The 17489-nt window shown below is 42.1% G+C and carries 13 protein-coding genes, 10 tRNA genes, 2 rRNA genes and 1 riboswitch; of the genes, 24 read left to right on the plus strand and 1 reads right to left on the minus strand.

Annotated features, from left to right (window positions below):
* Window positions 1-36 precede the first annotated feature (36 nt).
* The 12 genes from AAFQ93_RS02605 to AAFQ93_RS02660 all read left to right on the plus strand — a co-directional run bounded on the left by AAFQ93_RS02605 (window position 37) and on the right by AAFQ93_RS02660 (window position 4117).
* A tRNA-Ala gene (locus AAFQ93_RS02605) sits at window positions 37-109 on the plus strand.
* 126 nt (window positions 110-235) lie between these two features.
* Window positions 236-3138 (plus strand): 23S ribosomal RNA (locus AAFQ93_RS02610).
* A 78-nt stretch (window positions 3139-3216) separates the two neighbouring features.
* Window positions 3217-3332: ribosomal RNA gene (gene rrf, locus AAFQ93_RS02615) — 5S ribosomal RNA — on the plus strand.
* Between the two features lie 4 nt (window positions 3333-3336).
* A tRNA-Val gene (locus AAFQ93_RS02620) sits at window positions 3337-3409 on the plus strand.
* 2 nt (window positions 3410-3411) lie between these two features.
* A tRNA-Asp gene (locus AAFQ93_RS02625) sits at window positions 3412-3484 on the plus strand.
* Window positions 3485-3508: 24 nt separating this feature from the next.
* A tRNA-Lys gene (locus AAFQ93_RS02630) sits at window positions 3509-3581 on the plus strand.
* Between the two features lie 5 nt (window positions 3582-3586).
* Window positions 3587-3668, plus strand: a tRNA-Leu gene (locus AAFQ93_RS02635).
* A gap of 12 nt (window positions 3669-3680) precedes the next feature.
* Window positions 3681-3753: transfer RNA gene (locus tag AAFQ93_RS02640), tRNA-Thr, on the plus strand.
* A 27-nt stretch (window positions 3754-3780) separates the two neighbouring features.
* A tRNA-Gly gene (locus AAFQ93_RS02645) sits at window positions 3781-3852 on the plus strand.
* A gap of 7 nt (window positions 3853-3859) precedes the next feature.
* Window positions 3860-3945 (plus strand) — tRNA-Leu (locus AAFQ93_RS02650).
* A gap of 8 nt (window positions 3946-3953) precedes the next feature.
* Window positions 3954-4027 (plus strand) — tRNA-Arg (locus AAFQ93_RS02655).
* 16 nt (window positions 4028-4043) lie between these two features.
* Window positions 4044-4117 (plus strand) — tRNA-Pro (locus AAFQ93_RS02660).
* Between the two features lie 74 nt (window positions 4118-4191).
* On the opposite strand, the gene AAFQ93_RS02665 is transcribed toward AAFQ93_RS02660, so the two are convergent.
* Entirely contained in the window at window positions 4192-5256 is a 1065-nt protein-coding gene (locus AAFQ93_RS02665) for an ISL3 family transposase (RefSeq protein WP_223140430.1), read from the minus strand.
* Between the two features lie 306 nt (window positions 5257-5562).
* On the opposite strand from AAFQ93_RS02665, the gene AAFQ93_RS02670 reads away from it, so the two are divergent.
* From AAFQ93_RS02670 to AAFQ93_RS02725, 12 genes are all read left to right on the plus strand, one after another.
* Entirely contained in the window at window positions 5563-6714 is a 1152-nt protein-coding gene (locus AAFQ93_RS02670; protein WP_375555510.1) for an iron-containing alcohol dehydrogenase, read from the plus strand.
* Between the two features lie 186 nt (window positions 6715-6900).
* The gene (locus tag AAFQ93_RS02675; RefSeq protein ID WP_375555511.1) at window positions 6901-8172 is read left to right on the plus strand and encodes a glycosyltransferase; all 1272 of its coding nucleotides are present in this window, start codon (window positions 6901-6903) and stop codon (window positions 8170-8172) included.
* Complete coding sequence (locus AAFQ93_RS02680; protein WP_223140433.1) at window positions 8172-9152, plus strand: NAD(P)-dependent oxidoreductase; 981 nt, start codon at window positions 8172-8174, stop codon at window positions 9150-9152. The genes AAFQ93_RS02675 and AAFQ93_RS02680 overlap by 1 nt, the downstream gene beginning before the upstream one ends.
* Entirely contained in the window at window positions 9127-9945 is an 819-nt protein-coding gene (locus AAFQ93_RS02685) for an MBL fold metallo-hydrolase (RefSeq protein ID WP_223140434.1), read from the plus strand. Before AAFQ93_RS02680 ends, AAFQ93_RS02685 begins: the two co-directional genes overlap by 26 nt.
* Window positions 9923-11185, plus strand: coding sequence for a F390 synthetase-related protein (locus tag AAFQ93_RS02690; RefSeq protein ID WP_223140435.1), 1263 nt, complete (start codon window positions 9923-9925; stop codon window positions 11183-11185). Before AAFQ93_RS02685 ends, AAFQ93_RS02690 begins: the two co-directional genes overlap by 23 nt.
* A 14-nt stretch (window positions 11186-11199) precedes the next feature.
* On the plus strand, window positions 11200-12144 hold the full coding sequence (locus AAFQ93_RS02695) for a 3-oxoacyl-[acyl-carrier-protein] synthase III C-terminal domain-containing protein (RefSeq protein ID WP_223140436.1): 945 nt from the start codon (window positions 11200-11202) through the stop codon (window positions 12142-12144).
* 166 nt (window positions 12145-12310) lie between these two features.
* On the plus strand, window positions 12311-13843 hold the full coding sequence (gene cls / locus AAFQ93_RS02700) for a cardiolipin synthase (protein ID WP_223140437.1): 1533 nt from the start codon (window positions 12311-12313) through the stop codon (window positions 13841-13843).
* A 107-nt stretch (window positions 13844-13950) separates the two neighbouring features.
* Window positions 13951-14053: riboswitch (TPP riboswitch) on the plus strand.
* A gap of 75 nt (window positions 14054-14128) precedes the next feature.
* The gene (locus AAFQ93_RS02705) at window positions 14129-14419 is read left to right on the plus strand and encodes an MTH1187 family thiamine-binding protein (protein WP_375555513.1); all 291 of its coding nucleotides are present in this window, start codon (window positions 14129-14131) and stop codon (window positions 14417-14419) included.
* Window positions 14382-15140 carry an ABC transporter permease gene (locus AAFQ93_RS02710; protein ID WP_247913368.1) on the plus strand — a complete coding sequence of 253 codons (759 nt, stop codon included), beginning with the start codon at window positions 14382-14384 and terminating at the stop codon, window positions 15138-15140. The genes AAFQ93_RS02705 and AAFQ93_RS02710 overlap by 38 nt, the downstream gene beginning before the upstream one ends.
* A 37-nt stretch (window positions 15141-15177) precedes the next feature.
* On the plus strand, window positions 15178-16185 hold the full coding sequence (locus tag AAFQ93_RS02715; protein ID WP_375555514.1) for an ABC transporter substrate-binding protein: 1008 nt from the start codon (window positions 15178-15180) through the stop codon (window positions 16183-16185).
* A complete protein-coding gene (locus AAFQ93_RS02720) occupies window positions 16185-16913 on the plus strand; it encodes an ABC transporter ATP-binding protein (protein ID WP_375555515.1) in 729 nt (242 codons plus the stop codon). The genes AAFQ93_RS02715 and AAFQ93_RS02720 overlap by 1 nt, the downstream gene beginning before the upstream one ends.
* 116 nt (window positions 16914-17029) lie before the next feature.
* Window positions 17030-17488: a CtsR family transcriptional regulator gene (locus AAFQ93_RS02725; protein WP_001211286.1), complete on the plus strand. Its 459-nt coding sequence runs from the start codon at window positions 17030-17032 to the stop codon at window positions 17486-17488.
* Window position 17489 lies beyond the last annotated feature (1 nt).

Genomic DNA, 17489 nt, shown 5'->3' on the forward strand with positions numbered 1-17489 from the left:
AGCACATTGGTCTTGTTTAGTCTTGAGAGGTCTTGTGGGGCCTTAGCTCAGCTGGGAGAGCGCCTGCTTTGCACGCAGGAGGTCAGCGGTTCGATCCCGCTAGGCTCCATTGGTGAGAGATCACCAAGTAATGCACATTGAAAATTGAATATCTATATCAAATAGTAACAAGAAAATAAACCGAAAACGCTGTAGTATTAATAAAGAGTTTATGACTGAAAGGTCAGAAAAATAAGGTTAAGTTAATAAGGGCGCACGGTGGATGCCTTGGCACTAGGAGCCGAAGAAGGACGTGACAAACGACGATATGCCTTGGGTAGCTGTAAGTAAGCGATGATCCAGGGATTTCCGAATGGGGGAACCCAACAGGTACTACCTGTTACCCATATCTGTTAAGGATATGAGGAGGAAGACGCAGTGAACTGAAACATCTAAGTAGCTGCAGGAAGAGAAAGCAAAAGCGATTGCCTTAGTAGCGGCGAGCGAAACGGCAGAAGGGCAAACCGAAGAGTTTACTCTTCGGGGTTGTAGGACTGCAATGTGGACTCAAAGATTATAGAAGAATGGTTTGGGAAAATCAGCCAAAGAGAGTGATAGCCTCGTATTCAAAATAGTCTTTGTACCTAGCAGTATCCTGAGTACGGCGGGACACGTGAAATCCCGTCGGAATCTGGGAGGACCATCTCCCAACCCTAAATACTCCCTAGTGACCGATAGTGAACCAGTACCGTGAGGGAAAGGTGAAAAGCACCCCGGGAGGGGAGTGAAATAGAACCTGAAACCGTGTGCCTACAACAAGTTCGAGCCCGTTAATGGGTGAGAGCGTGCCTTTTGTAGAATGAACCGGCGAGTTACGATATGATGCGAGGTTAAGTTGAAGAGACGGAGCCGTAGGGAAACCGAGTCTGAATAGGGCGTCTTAGTATCATGTCGTAGACCCGAAACCATGTGACCTACCCATGAGCAGGTTGAAGGTGCGGTAAGACGCACTGGAGGACCGAACCAGGGCACGTTGAAAAGTGCTTGGATGACTTGTGGGTAGCGGAGAAATTCCAAACGAACTTGGAGATAGCTGGTTCTCTCCGAAATAGCTTTAGGGCTAGCGTCGACATTAGAGATTCTTGGAGGTAGAGCACTGTTTGGGTGAGGGGTCCATCCCGGATTACCAATCTCAGATAAACTCCGAATGCCAATGAATTATGGTCGGCAGTCAGACTGCGAGTGCTAAGATCCGTAGTCGAAAGGGAAACAGCCCAGACCACCAGCTAAGGTCCCAAAATAATTGTTAAGTGGAAAAGGATGTGGGGTTGCACAGACAACTAGGATGTTAGCTTAGAAGCAGCTATTCATTCAAAGAGTGCGTAATAGCTCACTAGTCGAGTGACCCTGCGCCGAAAATGTACCGGGGCTAAAACAATTTACCGAAGCTGTGGATACCTTTATAGGTATGGTAGGAGAGCGTTCTATGTGTGAAGAAGGTGTACCGTGAGGAGTGCTGGAACGCATAGAAGTGAGAATGCCGGTATGAGTAGCGAAAGACAGGTGAGAATCCTGTCCACCGTAAGACTAAGGTTTCCAGGGAAGGCTCGTCCGCCCTGGGTTAGTCGGGACCTAAGGAGAGACCGAAAGGTGTATCCGATGGACAACAGGTTGATATTCCTGTACTAGAGTATGTAGTGATGGAGGGACGCAGTAGGCTAACTAAAGCAGACGATTGGAAGTGTCTGTCTAAGCAGTGAGGTGTGAATTGAGTTAAATGCTTAGTTCTATAACATTGAGCTGTGATGGGGAGCGAAGTTTAGTAGCGAAGTTAGTGACGTCACACTGCCAAGAAAAGCTTCTAGCGTTTAAACATACTCTACCCGTACCGCAAACCGACACAGGTAGTCGAGGCGAGTAGCCTCAGGTGAGCGAGAGAACTCTCGTTAAGGAACTCGGCAAAATGACCCCGTAACTTCGGGAGAAGGGGTGCTGACTTTAAGTCAGCCGCAGTGAATAGGCCCAAGCAACTGTTTATCAAAAACACAGCTCTCTGCTAAATCGTAAGATGATGTATAGGGGGTGACGCCTGCCCGGTGCTGGAAGGTTAAGAGGAGTGCTTAGCGGAAACGCGAAGGTATGAATTGAAGCCCCAGTAAACGGCGGCCGTAACTATAACGGTCCTAAGGTAGCGAAATTCCTTGTCGGGTAAGTTCCGACCCGCACGAAAGGCGTAATGATTTGGGCACTGTCTCAACGAGAGACTCGGTGAAATTTTAGTACCTGTGAAGATGCAGGTTACCCGCGACAGGACGGAAAGACCCCATGGAGCTTTACTGCAGTTTGATATTGAGTGTCTGTACCACATGTACAGGATAGGTAGGAGTCTATGAGATCGGGACGCCAGTTTCGAAGGAGACGCTGTTGGGATACTACCCTTGTGTTATGGCCACTCTAACCCAGATAGGTGATCCCTATCGGAGACAGTGTCTGACGGGCAGTTTGACTGGGGCGGTCGCCTCCTAAAAGGTAACGGAGGCGCCCAAAGGTTCCCTCAGAATGGTTGGAAATCATTCGCAGAGTGTAAAGGTATAAGGGAGCTTGACTGCGAGAGCTACAACTCGAGCAGGGACGAAAGTCGGGCTTAGTGATCCGGTGGTTCCGTATGGAAGGGCCATCGCTCAACGGATAAAAGCTACCCTGGGGATAACAGGCTTATCTCCCCCAAGAGTTCACATCGACGGGGAGGTTTGGCACCTCGATGTCGGCTCGTCGCATCCTGGGGCTGTAGTCGGTCCCAAGGGTTGGGCTGTTCGCCCATTAAAGCGGCACGCGAGCTGGGTTCAGAACGTCGTGAGACAGTTCGGTCCCTATCCGTCGCGGGCGTAGGAAATTTGAGAGGATCTGCTCCTAGTACGAGAGGACCAGAGTGGACTTACCGCTGGTGTACCAGTTGTCTTGCCAAAGGCATCGCTGGGTAGCTATGTAGGGAAGGGATAAACGCTGAAAGCATCTAAGTGTGAAACCCACCTCAAGATGAGATTTCCCATGATTTTATATCAGTAAGAGCCCTGAGAGATGATCAGGTAGATAGGTTAGAAGTGGAAGTGTGGCGACACATGTAGCGGACTAATACTAATAGCTCGAGGACTTATCCAAAGTAACTGAGAATACGAAGCGTGATTATTTTAAGTGAAATTTGAAAGATATTCAATTTTGAGTAGGTATTACTCAAAGTTAAGTGACGATAGCCTAGGAGATACACCTGTACCCATGCCGAACACAGAAGTTAAGCCCTAGAACGCCGGAAGTAGTTGGGGGTTGCCCCCTGTGAGATAAGGAAGTCGCTTAGCTAAAGGGAGTTTAGCTCAGCTGGGAGAGCATCTGCCTTACAAGCAGAGGGTCAGCGGTTCGATCCCGTTAACTCCCATAGGTCCCGTAGTGTAGCGGTTATCACGTCGCCCTGTCACGGCGAAGATCGCGGGTTCGATTCCCGTCGGGACCGTTTAAGATAACGGAAGTTATTTTAGACTCGTTAGCTCAGTTGGTAGAGCAATTGACTTTTAATCAATGGGTCACTGGTTCGAGCCCAGTACGGGTCATCATTGCGGGTTTGGCGGAATTGGCAGACGCACCAGATTTAGGATCTGGCGCTTAACGGCGTGGGGGTTCAAGTCCCTTAACCCGCATAATAGAAATAAGCCGGCTTAGCTCAGTTGGTAGAGCATCTGATTTGTAATCAGAGGGTCGCGTGTTCAAGTCATGTAGCCGGCATTTTTTTAATATAACCAAGAGGTCGATGCGAACGTAGTTCAGTGGTAGAACACCACCTTGCCAAGGTGGGGGTCGCGGGTTCGAATCCCGTCGTTCGCTTAGAGAGGCCGGGGTGGCGGAACTGGCAGACGCACAGGACTTAAAATCCTGCGATTGGTAACGATCGTACCGGTTCGATCCCGGTCCTCGGCATATAATGAGCACCCTTAGCTCAACTGGATAGAGTACCTGACTACGAATCAGGCGGTTAGAGGTTCGACTCCTCTAGGGTGCATTTTTTCTATTTAACTCGGGAAGTAGCTCAGCTTGGTAGAGTACTTGGTTTGGGACCAAGGTGTCGCAGGTTCGAATCCTGTCTTCCCGATTGATATTACAGAGTAAGAACACTGGTTGTTCTTTTTTTAGGCTCTCTGTCAACTGTAGTGGGTTGATGAAAAGTTATAACCTGGAGAGGACCAACATGGTTCTCTCCTTTTTTATGTTCAAAGCAATGAGGATTCTGGTTTTAAAGTTTTCAAAGTTCCGGAAGCCAAAAGCATTTCGTTTGATAAGTTTGATGAGATTATAGTGGTGTTTCAACTTTTCTGAATAGCTCAAAAGCTTGTCTAGAATCTCTTTATTCGTTAAGTGCATGCGAAAAGTAGGGTGATAAAATCGTTTATCGCTGAGTTTACGACTATCTTGTTGGATGAGTTTCCAATACCGCTTGATAGCCTTGTATTCATGAGATTTTCGATCAAATTGATTTATGATTTGGACACGAACCCGACTCATAGCTCGGCTAAGATGTTGAACAATGTGAAAACGATCCAAAACGATTTTAGCACACGGAAAAAGTTGTCTAGCTAAGTCATAGTAAGGGCTAAACATATCCATAGTAATGATTTTCACCTGATAGCGAACAGCTCTATCGTAGCGAAGAAAGTGATTGCGGATGATAGCTTGTGTTCTTCCTTCAAGAAGGGTGATGATATTGAGCTTGTCAAAATCTTGTGCAATAAAGCTCATCTTTCCCTTGGTAAAGGCATACTCATCCCAAGACATAATCTCTGGAAGACGAGAAAAATCATGCTTAAAGTGAAAGTCATTGAGCTTACGAATAACAGTTGAAGTTGAAATGGATAGCTGATGGGCAATATCAGTCATAGAAGTCTTTTCAATCAACTTTTGAGCAATCTTTTGGTTGATAATACGAGGAATTTGGTGTTTTTTCTTGACGAGAGAGGTCTCAGCGACAGCCATTTTCGAGCAATGATAGCACTTGAATCGACTCTTTCTAAGGCGAATTCTAGTAGGCATGCCCGTCGTTTCAAGGTAAGGAATCTTAGACAGTTTTTGAAAATCATATTTCTTCATTTGATTTCCACAATCAGGGCAAGACGGGGCGTCATAGTCCAGTTTAGCGATGATTTCCTTGTGTGTATCCATATTGACGATATCTAGAAACTTGATGTTAGGGTCTTTGATATCAAGGAGTTTTGTGATAAAATGTAATTGTTCCATATGAATCTTTCTAATGAGTTGTTTTGTCGCTTTTCATTATAGGTCATATGAGGCTTTTTTTCTACAACAAAATAGGCTCCATAATTCCTACGGTGGTTTTACCCATTACAGAAATTATAGAGCCATTTTTTTTCAATAAAATAATCCATCTCAAATTTGTCTAGTTATCTGTTCCTTATGAAATTTTATTAAAATATTTTTTCAATCTCCTATTTGTTAAAAAAATCACAAATATTTGAAAATACAGAAAATATATTATATAATTAACCTAAATATAGAGCGTGAAAAACGCAAGGAGGAAAAAATATGGCAACATTTTACGTTCCAGCAGTCAACCTTATTGGTAAAGGTGTGGTAAATGAAGTTGGTCCTTATGTTAAGGAGTTGGGCTATACTAAGGCTCTTTTAGTGACAGATAAGTATATTGAATCAAGTGATATCTTGCCAAAAATTTTAAAACCTTTAGATGATGAAGGAATTGCTTATGTTATCTTTAGTGATGTTGAACCGAACCCTACTTGTAAAAATGTCATGGATGGGGTCGCTGCTTTGAAAGAGCATAACTGTGACTTTATCATCTCTGTCGGTGGTGGCTCTCCACAGGATGCAGCTAGCTGTATTTCTGTAATCGCTACTAATGGCGGTAAGCCACAGGATTATGAAGGTTTGCATAAGTCTGCTAAAAAAGGCCTTCCTGTTGTAGCGATCAATACTACTGCAGGTACATCAGCAGAAATTACTATCAACTACGTTATCACTGATGAAGAACGTAAGGTTAAAATGGTAATGGTTGATAAGAACAGTCTTGCTCTTATCTCTGTTAATGACCCTGAATTGATGGTTTCAAAACCTCAAGCTTTGACTGCTGCTACTGGTATGGATGCTCTTACTCATGCTGTTGAAGCTTTGGTAACACCAGGTGCTTATGATGTGACTAAGAAACTCTCTATCGGAGCTATCGAGCTGATCAAAGAATATCTTCCACGTGCAGTAGAAAACGGGCACGACATCGAAGCTCGTGAAGGTATGGTTAATGCTATCTTCCTTGGAGGAATGAGCTTTAACAATGCTGGACTCGGCTATGTTCACTCAATGGCTCACCAATTGGGTGCTGTCTATAACTTGCCTCATGGCGTTTGCTGTGCTATGCTTTTGCCAGTCGTTGAGCGTGAAAATGCCAAACGTGTACCTGTAGCCTTCCGTAATGTTGCTAAGGCCTTGGGTATGCAAATCGAAGGAAAATCAGATGAGGAATGTGCGGCTTATGCTATTTCTGAAATTGAAAAACTTTCTGAGACTGTCGGTATTCCTAAGAAGCTGACTGAGCTTGGTATCGAAGAAAAAGACTTTGACTTTGAATACCTTTCTAAGAATGCCTTGATTGATGCTTGTGCACCAGGTAATCCATTCATGCCAACTTTGGAAGAAACTATTGCTTTCTACAAGGAATTGTTCTAAGCAAAGCTCTTTTGGAAAATTTTGTAGGGATTGTAAATTTAAGATTCTTACATTAGGAATTCCTCCCGAATATTTAAATAATGTACTAGGGAATCAAATACTATTCCTATGATTTAAAACCAATAATATTTAAGAAGAACTATCCTCGTGATAGTTCTTTTTTGGAAAATTTGATATGCTAGGATTATGAAGAAAATCAAAATCGATGTAGTGGCTGTTCCCTTAAGTGGGCATCTCTATCCTACTTTGAATTTACTTGCACCACTATTACAAAATCCTCAGTATGAGATTCGTTTACTTACAGGTCCTCAGAAAAAGGCTGTTGCAGAGGCGGTTGGTTTTCAGGTTCTTCCCATTTTAGAAGGACACGTAAAGGAATTTGAAAAAGCTGCCAACAATAAGGAGCAGTTAGGAATTATTTCAGCCTATCGGCAGTTGTCTGCTAGTATTGATTTAATTAACTCAGTTTCAGATCAATTATTGGATGAGTGGCAAAAGAATCGTCCAGATATTGTTATTGCTGATTTTATAACCTTATCTGGTGGTCTTGTAGCTAATCAACTTGGTATTCCTTGGATAACTACCATGGCTACACAATTTGTTTTAGAGACTACTGATGGCCCGCCATGTCTAATCGGTGGGATGGGGAGTCCCAAGAATGCCTGGCAGGCTGCGGTACAATTTTTAGGTAGAAAGGGAACTCGGTTAGTGAAACGGATTGTATCTTTTTCGTTTCGTGATCGTTTAAAGAGATATAATTTTAGACTCTATAATCAGCTGGACCAAGAGACTATTTATTCTCCATATTCAATCCTTGGTATAGGGATGAAAGAAGTAGAGTTAAAAAAAGGATTCCCAAAACACTATAAATGGGTAGGGCCCTCTGGTGCTTCTGTTGAGGCTGGAGAGGATTATCCATTAGATTTGTCGGTTTTCCCTAATCGAAAAAAGGTTTTGGTTACTTGTGGGACACAACTGGCATGGGCCAAAGATAATCTGATCTTTCAAGCGAAGCAACTAGCCAAAGCGCATCCTGATTTTCACTTTTTTGTGACTCGTGGAGTTGGTGGAGAACCTTTTCAGTGTGAGAATCTGATGGAGAATCTGTCCCTTGTTTCTTATCTTCCTTACAAAGAATACATTCCTCAGATGGATTATGTGATTCATCATGGTGGAGCTGGGATTTTTTATCAGTGTATCATTTATGGTAAACCAGCTTTGATTTTGCCTCATGACTACGACCAATTTGATTATGCCGTTCGTGGTGTGGAAGCGGGTGTTGCTTTTACAGCTAAAAGAGATAATAGCAAGGAGATTGGGCAGGCCTTTGAAAAATTAATAGCTAAAGAAAATTGGCCAGAATTGGAGAATCTCCGCCAGGCTGCACAATCCTATCATCCAACAGAAATTTTGGAAAGCGAAATCCACCGTCTGTTAGCAGATAAGGAGAAAGAATGATGAAAAAAGTATTAGTTACAGGAGCCACTGGTTTCTTGGGTAAATATGTAGTAGAAGAACTAGTAGAACATGGTTATCAAGTAAGAGCCTTTGGTAGAAATAGTCAGGTTGGTCGCTCTTTAGAGAATTCTTCGGTTAGTTTTTTTCAGGGAGATCTGACCAAAGCTGAGGATGTAGTAGAAGCTTGCAAGGGGATGGATATGGTCGTTCATGCGGGAGCTCTGTCAACAGTTTGGGGTCCCTGGGAAGATTTTTATCAGGCCAATGTTTTAGGAACCAAATATGTTCTCGAGGCATGTCGCCAAACAGGTATGCAGCGTTTAGTCTATGTTTCCTCACCAAGCATCTATGCTGCTCCAAAAGATCAACTAGGGATCAAAGAAAGTGATGCTCCAGAGGGAAATAATCTCAATAATTATATCCGTAGCAAATTGGCTTCAGAGAAACTCTTTAAAGATTATCCAGATGTTCCTAGTATTATCTTGAGACCTCGGGGGCTTTTTGGGATTGGAGATACTAGCATCCTGCCACGGGTTATCAATCTTAGTCAAAAAATTGGTATTCCTTTAATTGGAGATGGGCGTCAGCTCATGGACATGACTTGCGTGGAAAATGTTGCTCTCGCAATCCGTTTAGCCTTAGAAGTCCCAGAAGCAAAAGGTGAGGTCTATAACATTACTAATGGTGAACCGAGGGCTTTTAGAGATTTGCTAGAGGAAAGTTTGGTAGGTTTGGGCTACCCAATCAGGTATAGAAAAATTCCAGCATATCTCTTATCGGGAATTGCAAGTAGTTTAGAGTTTCTTTACAAGTCCTTGAATCTGAAAGGGGAACCACCTTTGACACGATATACCTATTACTTGCTTCGCTATAGTCAAACACTGGATATTAGCAAGGCTGAGAGGGAATTGGGGTATCGTCCGAAAATTAGTATTTCAGAAGGGATTGAACAATATGTCCAAGATTATCGAAAGCATTGAGTATTTCCCAGCGGGATATTGTACGAGTTATGCCGGCTTGCTCTTTAAAGGTGTCAAGAATAGAAAGATGACTTTCCCAGCAGGAGTTTTCCTTATCAAGCACAGGGATAAAGGTTATTTGCTCTATGATACGGGCTATCACTACGATATTAAGACAAAACTAAGATATGCTTTATATCGCTTGGGGACGCCCGTTCAAATGACAGAGCAGGATCAGATTTCGCATTTGCTGAAGGCTAAAGGAATTAAACCAGAAGAAATTAATTATGTCCTGCTGTCTCATCTACATCCAGATCATTTAGGAGGGGCTAGCTTCTTTCCGAACGCAACCTTTATACTGACTCAAGAAGTATATGATGTTTATAAGAAACCCAAACTAAAAGATTTAATTTTTAAAGAATTTTTGCCGAGTGACTTCGAGGAAAGATTGACAGTCATCAAGGCAGATCAGCAAAACTCCAACTTCAATTATCGTTTTTTCACCAATGATCTTTTTGGAGACGGAAGTATCCTGGTAGCTTCTATTGATGGGCATGCTAAGGGTCAAGCCTGTCTCTTTATGCCAGATTATCGTCTCTTTATCGCAGCGGATCTTTGTTGGGGAATTGACCTCTTACCCTATACGAAACAGATGCATCTGATTCCTTCCTTGGTTCAAGATAGTAAGACTGACTATATCAAAGGAACAGAGTTGCTGGAAGAGGTGTTAAATGATGGTATAGAAGCGCTTGTCAGCCATGACCCTATAGAAAGGATTGAGCGGATTTTGTATGAAAAAAATAACCTTTCTTAAAACTTTTATCCAGACTCGTTGGCTTCATAATTTTAAGTCTCGAGAAGCCTTAGAAAGCTATCAGAAAAAGCAACTAGATGCCTATATGGAATTTCTAAAACGTGAATCACCTTATTTTAAAAATGGTGTGCCTCACGACTTTGACCATATGGATAAAGCTTTTATGATGACGCATTTCAATGAGCTCAATACTCAAGGAGTGGATCGAGATGAGGCCTTGGCTTTGGCTATCGAAAGTGAAAAGACTCGAAATTTTACAGAACTCAAAGGAGAAATAGCTGTTGGGCTGTCTTCTGGAACATCTGGACACCGGGGACTCTTTATCACAACCGAAAAAGAGAGAAGTATGTGGGCGGCGGCAATTCTAGCCAAGATGTTGCCCAAAGGTCACCTTTTTGGACATCGCATAGCCTTTTTCCTCAGAGCGGATAATGAATTGTATCAGACAATCAATACGGCACTTATTCGTTTAGAGTACTTTGATATTTTCAAGAATACAGATGAGCATATCGAGCGTCTCAACAATTATCAACCGACCATTGTGGTGGCACCTGCTTCTATGTTGATTGAATTGAGCAAGCGTCTCAAGGATGGAGAGTTAGCTATTCACCCACAAAAAATCGTTTCGGTGGCGGAAATCTTGGAAGATAGTGATAGGGGACGGATTGCAGCAGCCTTTTCTCTATCCATTATTGATCAAGTTTATCAGGCGACAGAAGGTTTCCTAGCCTGCACTTGCTCAGCTGGCAATCTGCATCTTAACGAAGACATTATCTTTGTAGAAAAGCAGTATCTAGATGACCGCCGTTTTTATCCAGTGATTACGGACTTTAAGCGAAGTAGTCAGCCTGTTTATCGCTACCAGCTCAATGATATCTTGGTTGAAAATCCTGAACCTTGTCCTTGTGGATCTCATTATACAAGGATTGACAAGGTTGAAGGACGTTCTGACGATATCTTCTATTTTGATGGACAAGATGGAGGTCAGGTCACGATTTATCCTGACTTTATCAGACGTTGCATTCTCTTTGTGGAGAATGTCGGAGATTATCAAGTTAAACAGCATTCTGAAAAGTTAGTAGAAGTTTGTCTGAGTCGAAGGGATGAGCAAGTTGAAACAGCAATTACAGAGCAGTTCCAACTCCTGGCTCAACAAAAAGAGTTTAAAGTACCTGAAATTCGATTTTCAGATTATCAATGGGATACAAGTCGTAAGCTCAAACGTATCCAACGTTTATGAAAGGACAAAAGATTATGACAGAAGTGAAAAGACATGTAGAAATTGCAGGCTATGGAGTTTACCTTCCAAAAAATACAGTGCAATTTAAAGACCAAACGCGTTATCGTGTCGTAGAAAATGAACAAACACAGCTAGATTTGGCAGAAGCGGCTATCCAACGTGCACTTGAAAATGCAAACTTAAGTATTAAAGACATTGATTGCCTTGTATCAGCTAGCGCGGTAGGTGTTCAGCCTATTCCATGTACGGCAGCTTTGATCCATGAACGCGTGGCAAAAGGACTTTCTATTCCAGCTATGGATATCAATACGACTTGTACAAGTTTTATCTCTGCTCTATCAACGATGTCATATTTGATTGAAGCAGGAGAATATCATCGCGTTTTGATTGTATCTAGTGAAGTTGGTAGCTTGGGTCTCAATCCAAAGCAAAAAGAAAGTTATGAACTCTTTGGTGATGGGGCCGCAGCCTTTATTTTCCAAGCAAGTGACAAGGATAAGGGAGTGATAGCAAGCCTTCAACGCACTTGGTCGGAGGGAGTCCACGATACTGAAATCCGTGGAGGTCTGACTTCTTATCAACCAAAAGAGTACTCTGAGGAAACTAAGACCAATTTCATGTTTGATATGAAAGGGAAGAAGATCCTCTTGCTTTCTGCTCGTGTCATTCCAGAAATGTTCCAAGAATTCCAAGAGAAATCTGGTATCTCTAAAGATGCTGTAGACTATATTATTCCACACCAAGCTAGCCGAGCATTACCACTTGTTATGGATAAACTAGGAGTTAGCAAAGACAAGTATCTCAATATTGTCAGTGAGTATGGGAATATGGTTTCCGTTGCTGTACCTTTTGGCTTGGCCTATGCACTCGATCATGGCTATGTGAAGGAAGGAGATACTATCTTCTTGATGGGAACTGCAGCTGGTATGACGGTCAATATGTTGGCGTTGAAATTGTAAAAAGCAGGCAAATGTAAATTGCCTGCTTTTTAAATGATTTTATAGGTAGAACTATCGGCCTAAACAGAAAAGACTTGCTAAGTTTTATGAAACTAAGTATACTAGAAGGTAACAAGCGTTTTCAGACGTTGAATTAGGGAGTAGACTTAGAAATTGAGGGGGAGTTATGGGAACTAGAAAATTTCGACTATTGATGTCCAAGTATGGCTTTAGTATTGCGATTATCCTGATAGAATTATTTGTAGTTTTTGCAGTCATTCTTTACATGAGCCAGATTGCTCCACTTGTTTGGGTTGCTCTTGTATTTCTGGTCAGCGTGGCAACTGTTTTAGCCATTGTTAATCGTTCTATGTCGCCTGAAAGCAAGGTGACGTGGTTGATTGTCACTTTTGTCCCTGTTTTTGGTCCCTTGCTTTATATCATGTTTGGTGAGCGTCGATTATCAAAAAAGGAATTTAAACAATTACAGGAACTTCGTGCTATCACATCTCATGAAAAGCACGAACATAGTCTTCATAAAGATATACAGGAAACTGATAAATCTGCCTACGGGATTATCAATGCCTTATTGCATATGGACAGTAATGCAGAAGTTTATGATCAGACAGACTCACAATTCTTTGCAAATGGTGAGGAAATGTGGCAACAGATGCTGGAGGATCTAAAGAGAGCTAAAAAATTTATTTTTCTAGAATACTACATTGTCGAAGAGGGGTTAATGTGGGATAGCATGCTTGAGATTCTGGAAGAAAAGGCAGCTCAGGGAGTCGAGGTCAAGATGCTCTACGACGATATTGGTTGCATGGTGACCTTGCCGGGGGATTATACTGTTCATTTACGCTCTAAAGGGATTGATGCTCATAAGTTTAATAAGGTGATTCCACGTATGACAGTGGCCTATAATAACCGTGACCACCGAAAAATATTAGTCATTGATGGGCAAATTTCCTATACTGGCGGGATTAATCTTGCAGACGAATATATCAATCAGATTGAACGTTTTGGACACTGGAAAGATAGTGGGATTCGGATAGATGGTCCAGCGACTCAGGCCTTTACCAGACTATTTCTCATGAACTGGTATATCAACCGTGGAGAAATCAGTGATTTTGATCAGTATCATTTGGAAAATCAGACACGACCAGGTGGCGGTCTATGTATCCCATATGGCAGTGGACCCAAGCCTATCTATAGAATGAAGGTGGGTAAAATCGTTTATCAAAATCTGATTAATCAAGCGGAAGATTTTGTCTACATCACCACGCCTTATCTCATTATTGATTATGATTTGACAGAGGATATCAAAAATGCGGCTATGCGAGGCGTAGATGTGAGAATTATAACTCCATTTATCCCAGATAAAAAGCTCATCCAGTTAGTAACTCGAGGGTCTTATCCTAACCTTTTGTCTGCTGGTGTACGTATCTACGAGTATACTCCTGGTTTTATCCATAGTAAGCAAATGATTGTTGATGATCGATTTGCGGTTGTTGGAACCATAAATCTTGATTATCGCAGCTTGGTTCACCACTATGAAAATGCAGTTTTATTGTACGAAACACCATCGATTGTAGATATTCGTAAGGACTTTGAAGAGATTTTTGAAGTATCACAAGAAATTTTTCCTGGAACAATCAAGCCTACTTGGTATCAAACATTAATCAAAGAAGTAGCTCAGTTATTCGCCCCTATGCTTTAATCGAAAGAGCTAGTTCATCGGTATAATTAGAGAAAGAGAAGGTTTGCCGCCTCTTTTTCTGTAAGCAGTTTCCTTGACATCTTGTTTATTTTGCGCTATCATATGTCCATATAATATATGGGAGTCTGTGTACAGTCTGAGAGGAAGTGTTAAACTTCGACCGCACCTGATCTGGGTAATGCCAGCGTAGGGAACGATACTTGGCCTAATTTTGCACCTTTTTCATATATGAAAGAGGTTTTTCTTTTTTCATAAAGAAAAACTGTAAATTAGAAGGAGGTTTGAATGAAAGCAAGCATTGCTTTACAAGTCCTGCCCCTGTCACAGGGGATTGACCGCATAGCTGTAATTGATAAGGTCATTGCTTATCTGCAAGCTCAAGAAGTGACCATGGTGGTGACACCATTTGAAACAGTTTTAGAGGGAGAATTTGATGAGCTTATGCGCATTCTCAAAGAAGCGTTAGAGGTAGCGGGCCAAGGAGCAGACAATGTTTTTGCCAATGTGAAAATAAATGTAGGAGAGATTTTAAGCATCGATGAGAAACTTGAAAAGTATAATGAGACGACATATTAGTCTGCTAGGATTTTTGGGTGTCTTATCCGTTTGGCAGGTGGCGGGATTCTTAAAACTCTTACCAAAGTTCATCCTACCGACACCACTTGAAATCCTCCAGTCTTTTGTTCGTGATAGAGAATTTCTTTGGTACCATAGTTGGGCAACCTTGAGAGTAGCCTTACTAGGTTTGGTGCTGGGTGTCTTGATTGCCTGTATCATGGCCGTTCTTATGGATAGTCTGAGTTGGCTCAATGACCTGATTTACCCCATGATGGTGGTTGTCCAGACCATCCCGACCATTGCCATGGCCCCTATCCTAGTTTTATGGTTGGGTTATGGAATCTTGCCTAAGATTGTCTTGATTATCTTGACGACGACCTTCCCTATCATCGTCAGTATTTTAGATGGTTTTAGGCATTGTGACAAGGATATGCTGACCTTGTTTAGTCTGATGCGAGCCAATCCTTGGCAAATCCTGTGGCATTTTAAAATCCCTGTTAGCCTGCCCTACTTTTATGCAGGACTGAGGGTCAGTGTCTCCTATGCCTTTATCACAACAGTTGTGTCTGAGTGGTTGGGAGGCTTTGAAGGACTAGGTGTCTACATGATTCAGTCCAAGAAACTGTTTCAGTATGATACCATGTTTGCGATTATTATTCTGGTATCACTGATCAGTCTTCTGGGGATGAAGCTAGTCGATATCAGTGAAAAATATGTGATTAAATGGAAACGTACTTAAAATAGAGCGTTTTGTAAAAAGAAAAGAGGAAATAAAAATGAAGAAAACATGGAAAGTGTTTTTAACGATTGTAACAGCTCTTCTAGCTGTCGTGCTTGTGGCTTGTGGCCAAGGAACTGCTTCTAAGGACAACAAAGAAGCAGAACTCAAAAAAATTGACTTTATCTTAGATTGGACACCAAATACCAATCATACGGGACTTTATGTAGCCAAAGAAAAAGGGTATTTCAAAGAAGCTGGAGTGGATGTTGATTTGAAATTGCCACCAGAAGAAAGCTCATCTGACTTGGTTATCAATGGCAAGGCACCTTTTGCTATCTATTTCCAAGACTACATGGCTAAGAAATTGGAAAAAGGAGCAGGTATTACTGCCGTTGCAGCGATCGTTGAGCATAATACATCAGGTATCATCTCTCGTAAATCTGATAATGTAACCAGTCCAAAAGACTTGGTTGGTAAGAAATACGGAACTTGGAATGACCCAACTGAGCTTGCTATGCTGAAAACCTTGGTAGAATCTCAAGGTGGAGACTTCGAGAAGGTTGAAAAAGTACCAAACAACGACTCGAACTCGATCACACCGATTGCCAATGGCGTTTTTGACTCTGCTTGGATTTATTATGGTTGGGACGGTATTCTTGCTAAATCGCAAGGAGTGGATGCCAACTTTATGTATTTGAAAGACTACGTCAAAGAGTTTGACTACTACTCACCAGTTATCATCGCTAACAATGACTATCTGAAAGACAACAAAGAAGAAGCTCGTAAAGTCATCCAAGCTATTAAAAAAGGTTACCAATACGCTATGGATCACCCAGAAGAAGCGGCTGATATCTTGATCAAGAATGCACCTGAGTTAAAGGATAAACGTGACTTTGTCATCGAATCTCAGAAATACTTATCAAAAGAGTATGCTAGCGACAAGGAAAAATGGGGACAATTTGATGCGGATCGCTGGAATGCCTTCTACAAATGGGATAAAGAAAATGGAATCCTCAAGGAAGACTTGACAGATAAAGGATTTACCAACGAATTTGTAAAATAATGACAGAAATTAGACTAGAACACGTAAGCTACGCCTACGATGATGAAAAGATTTTAGAGGATATTAACCTACAAGTGACTTCAGGTGAAGTGGTCTCTATCCTAGGCCCCAGTGGTGTAGGAAAGACTACTCTCTTTAACCTGATTGCAGGGATTTTAGAAGTCCAGTCTGGACGAATCATTCTTGACGGTGAGGAAAATCCCAAGGGGCGCGTGAGTTATATGCTCCAAAAGGATCTACTCTTGGAACACAAGACGGTACTTGGCAATATCATTTTGCCCCTCTTGATCCAAAAGGTGGATAAGGCAGAAGCCATTGCTCGTGCGGATGAAATCCTTGCTACCTTTCAGTTGACGGCTGTAAGGGATAAGTACCCTCATGAACTCAGTGGGGGGATGCGTCAGCGTGTGGCCTTGCTTCGTACCTATCTTTTTGGGCATAAGCTCTTTCTTCTAGATGAGGCCTTTAGCGCCTTGGATGAGATGACCAAGATGGAACTCCATGCTTGGTATCTGGAGATTCATAAACAGCTAGGCCTGACGACACTCATCATTACGCATAGTATCGAGGAGGCCCTCAATCTTAGTGACCGTATCTATATCTTGAAAAATAGGCCTGGGCAGATTGTTTCTGAAGTCAAACTCGACTGGTCTGAAACCGAAGACAAGGAAGTTCAAAAAATTGCCTATAAACGGCAAATCTTGGCAGAATTAGGCTTAGATAAGTAGAAAAATAGGGAGTTGGTGAGGATTCTTCATTACCAGCCCCTTTTTCTTTTAAAAAATCGAAAAATTCGGTATAATAGTCAAAGATAGTCAAGGTTCAAAGAAAGAGGTGGCGTTCTATGAGATTTAAAAATACATCAGACCATATAGAGGCCTATATCAAGGCGATTTTGGAGCAGTCGGGTATGGTTGAATTGCAACGAAGCCAATTAGCGGATACCTTTCAAGTCGTGCCTAGCCAGATTAATTATGTGATTAAGACTCGATTTACTGAAAGCAGAGGCTATTTAGTTGAAAGTAAGCGGGGAGGTGGCGGTTATATTCGCATTGGTCGGATTGAATTCTCAAACCACCATGAAATGCTCCGCGATTTATTGTATTCGGTAGGTGAAGAAGTTAGCCTAGCTATCTTTGAAGATGTTTTAAGACTCTTGTTTGAGCAGGATTTGGTGACTCGTCAGGAGATGAATCTATTATTAGCAATGGCGACAGACCGAGTTTTAGGCGATGATGCCAATCTTATCCGTGCCAATATGCTCCGTCAGTTATTACAAGAGGTAGATAGAAAAGGAAAATAGA

The organism is Streptococcus nidrosiense (assembly GCF_042140045.1).
GTDB classification, from domain to species: Bacteria; Bacillota; Bacilli; order Lactobacillales; family Streptococcaceae; genus Streptococcus; species Streptococcus nidrosiense.

What these genes read in the sequence shown, in the direction of transcription:
- AAFQ93_RS02665 (WP_223140430.1), bottom strand. Translation starts at nt 5,256, where the DNA reads ATGGAACAATTACATTTTATCACAAAACTCCTTGATATCAAAGACCCT.
- AAFQ93_RS02670 (WP_375555510.1), top strand. Translation starts at nt 5,563, where the DNA reads ATGGCAACATTTTACGTTCCAGCAGTCAACCTTATTGGTAAAGGTGTG.
- AAFQ93_RS02675 (WP_375555511.1), top strand. Translation starts at nt 6,901, where the DNA reads ATGAAGAAAATCAAAATCGATGTAGTGGCTGTTCCCTTAAGTGGGCAT.
- AAFQ93_RS02680 (WP_223140433.1), top strand. Translation starts at nt 8,172, where the DNA reads ATGAAAAAAGTATTAGTTACAGGAGCCACTGGTTTCTTGGGTAAATAT.
- AAFQ93_RS02685 (WP_223140434.1), top strand. Translation starts at nt 9,127, where the DNA reads ATGTCCAAGATTATCGAAAGCATTGAGTATTTCCCAGCGGGATATTGT.
- AAFQ93_RS02690 (WP_223140435.1), top strand. Translation starts at nt 9,923, where the DNA reads ATGAAAAAAATAACCTTTCTTAAAACTTTTATCCAGACTCGTTGGCTT.
- AAFQ93_RS02695 (WP_223140436.1), top strand. Translation starts at nt 11,200, where the DNA reads ATGACAGAAGTGAAAAGACATGTAGAAATTGCAGGCTATGGAGTTTAC.
- cls (WP_223140437.1), top strand. Translation starts at nt 12,311, where the DNA reads ATGGGAACTAGAAAATTTCGACTATTGATGTCCAAGTATGGCTTTAGT.
- AAFQ93_RS02705 (WP_375555513.1), top strand. Translation starts at nt 14,129, where the DNA reads ATGAAAGCAAGCATTGCTTTACAAGTCCTGCCCCTGTCACAGGGGATT.
- AAFQ93_RS02710 (WP_247913368.1), top strand. Translation starts at nt 14,382, where the DNA reads ATGAGAAACTTGAAAAGTATAATGAGACGACATATTAGTCTGCTAGGA.
- AAFQ93_RS02715 (WP_375555514.1), top strand. Translation starts at nt 15,178, where the DNA reads ATGAAGAAAACATGGAAAGTGTTTTTAACGATTGTAACAGCTCTTCTA.
- AAFQ93_RS02720 (WP_375555515.1), top strand. Translation starts at nt 16,185, where the DNA reads ATGACAGAAATTAGACTAGAACACGTAAGCTACGCCTACGATGATGAA.
- AAFQ93_RS02725 (WP_001211286.1), top strand. Translation starts at nt 17,030, where the DNA reads ATGAGATTTAAAAATACATCAGACCATATAGAGGCCTATATCAAGGCG.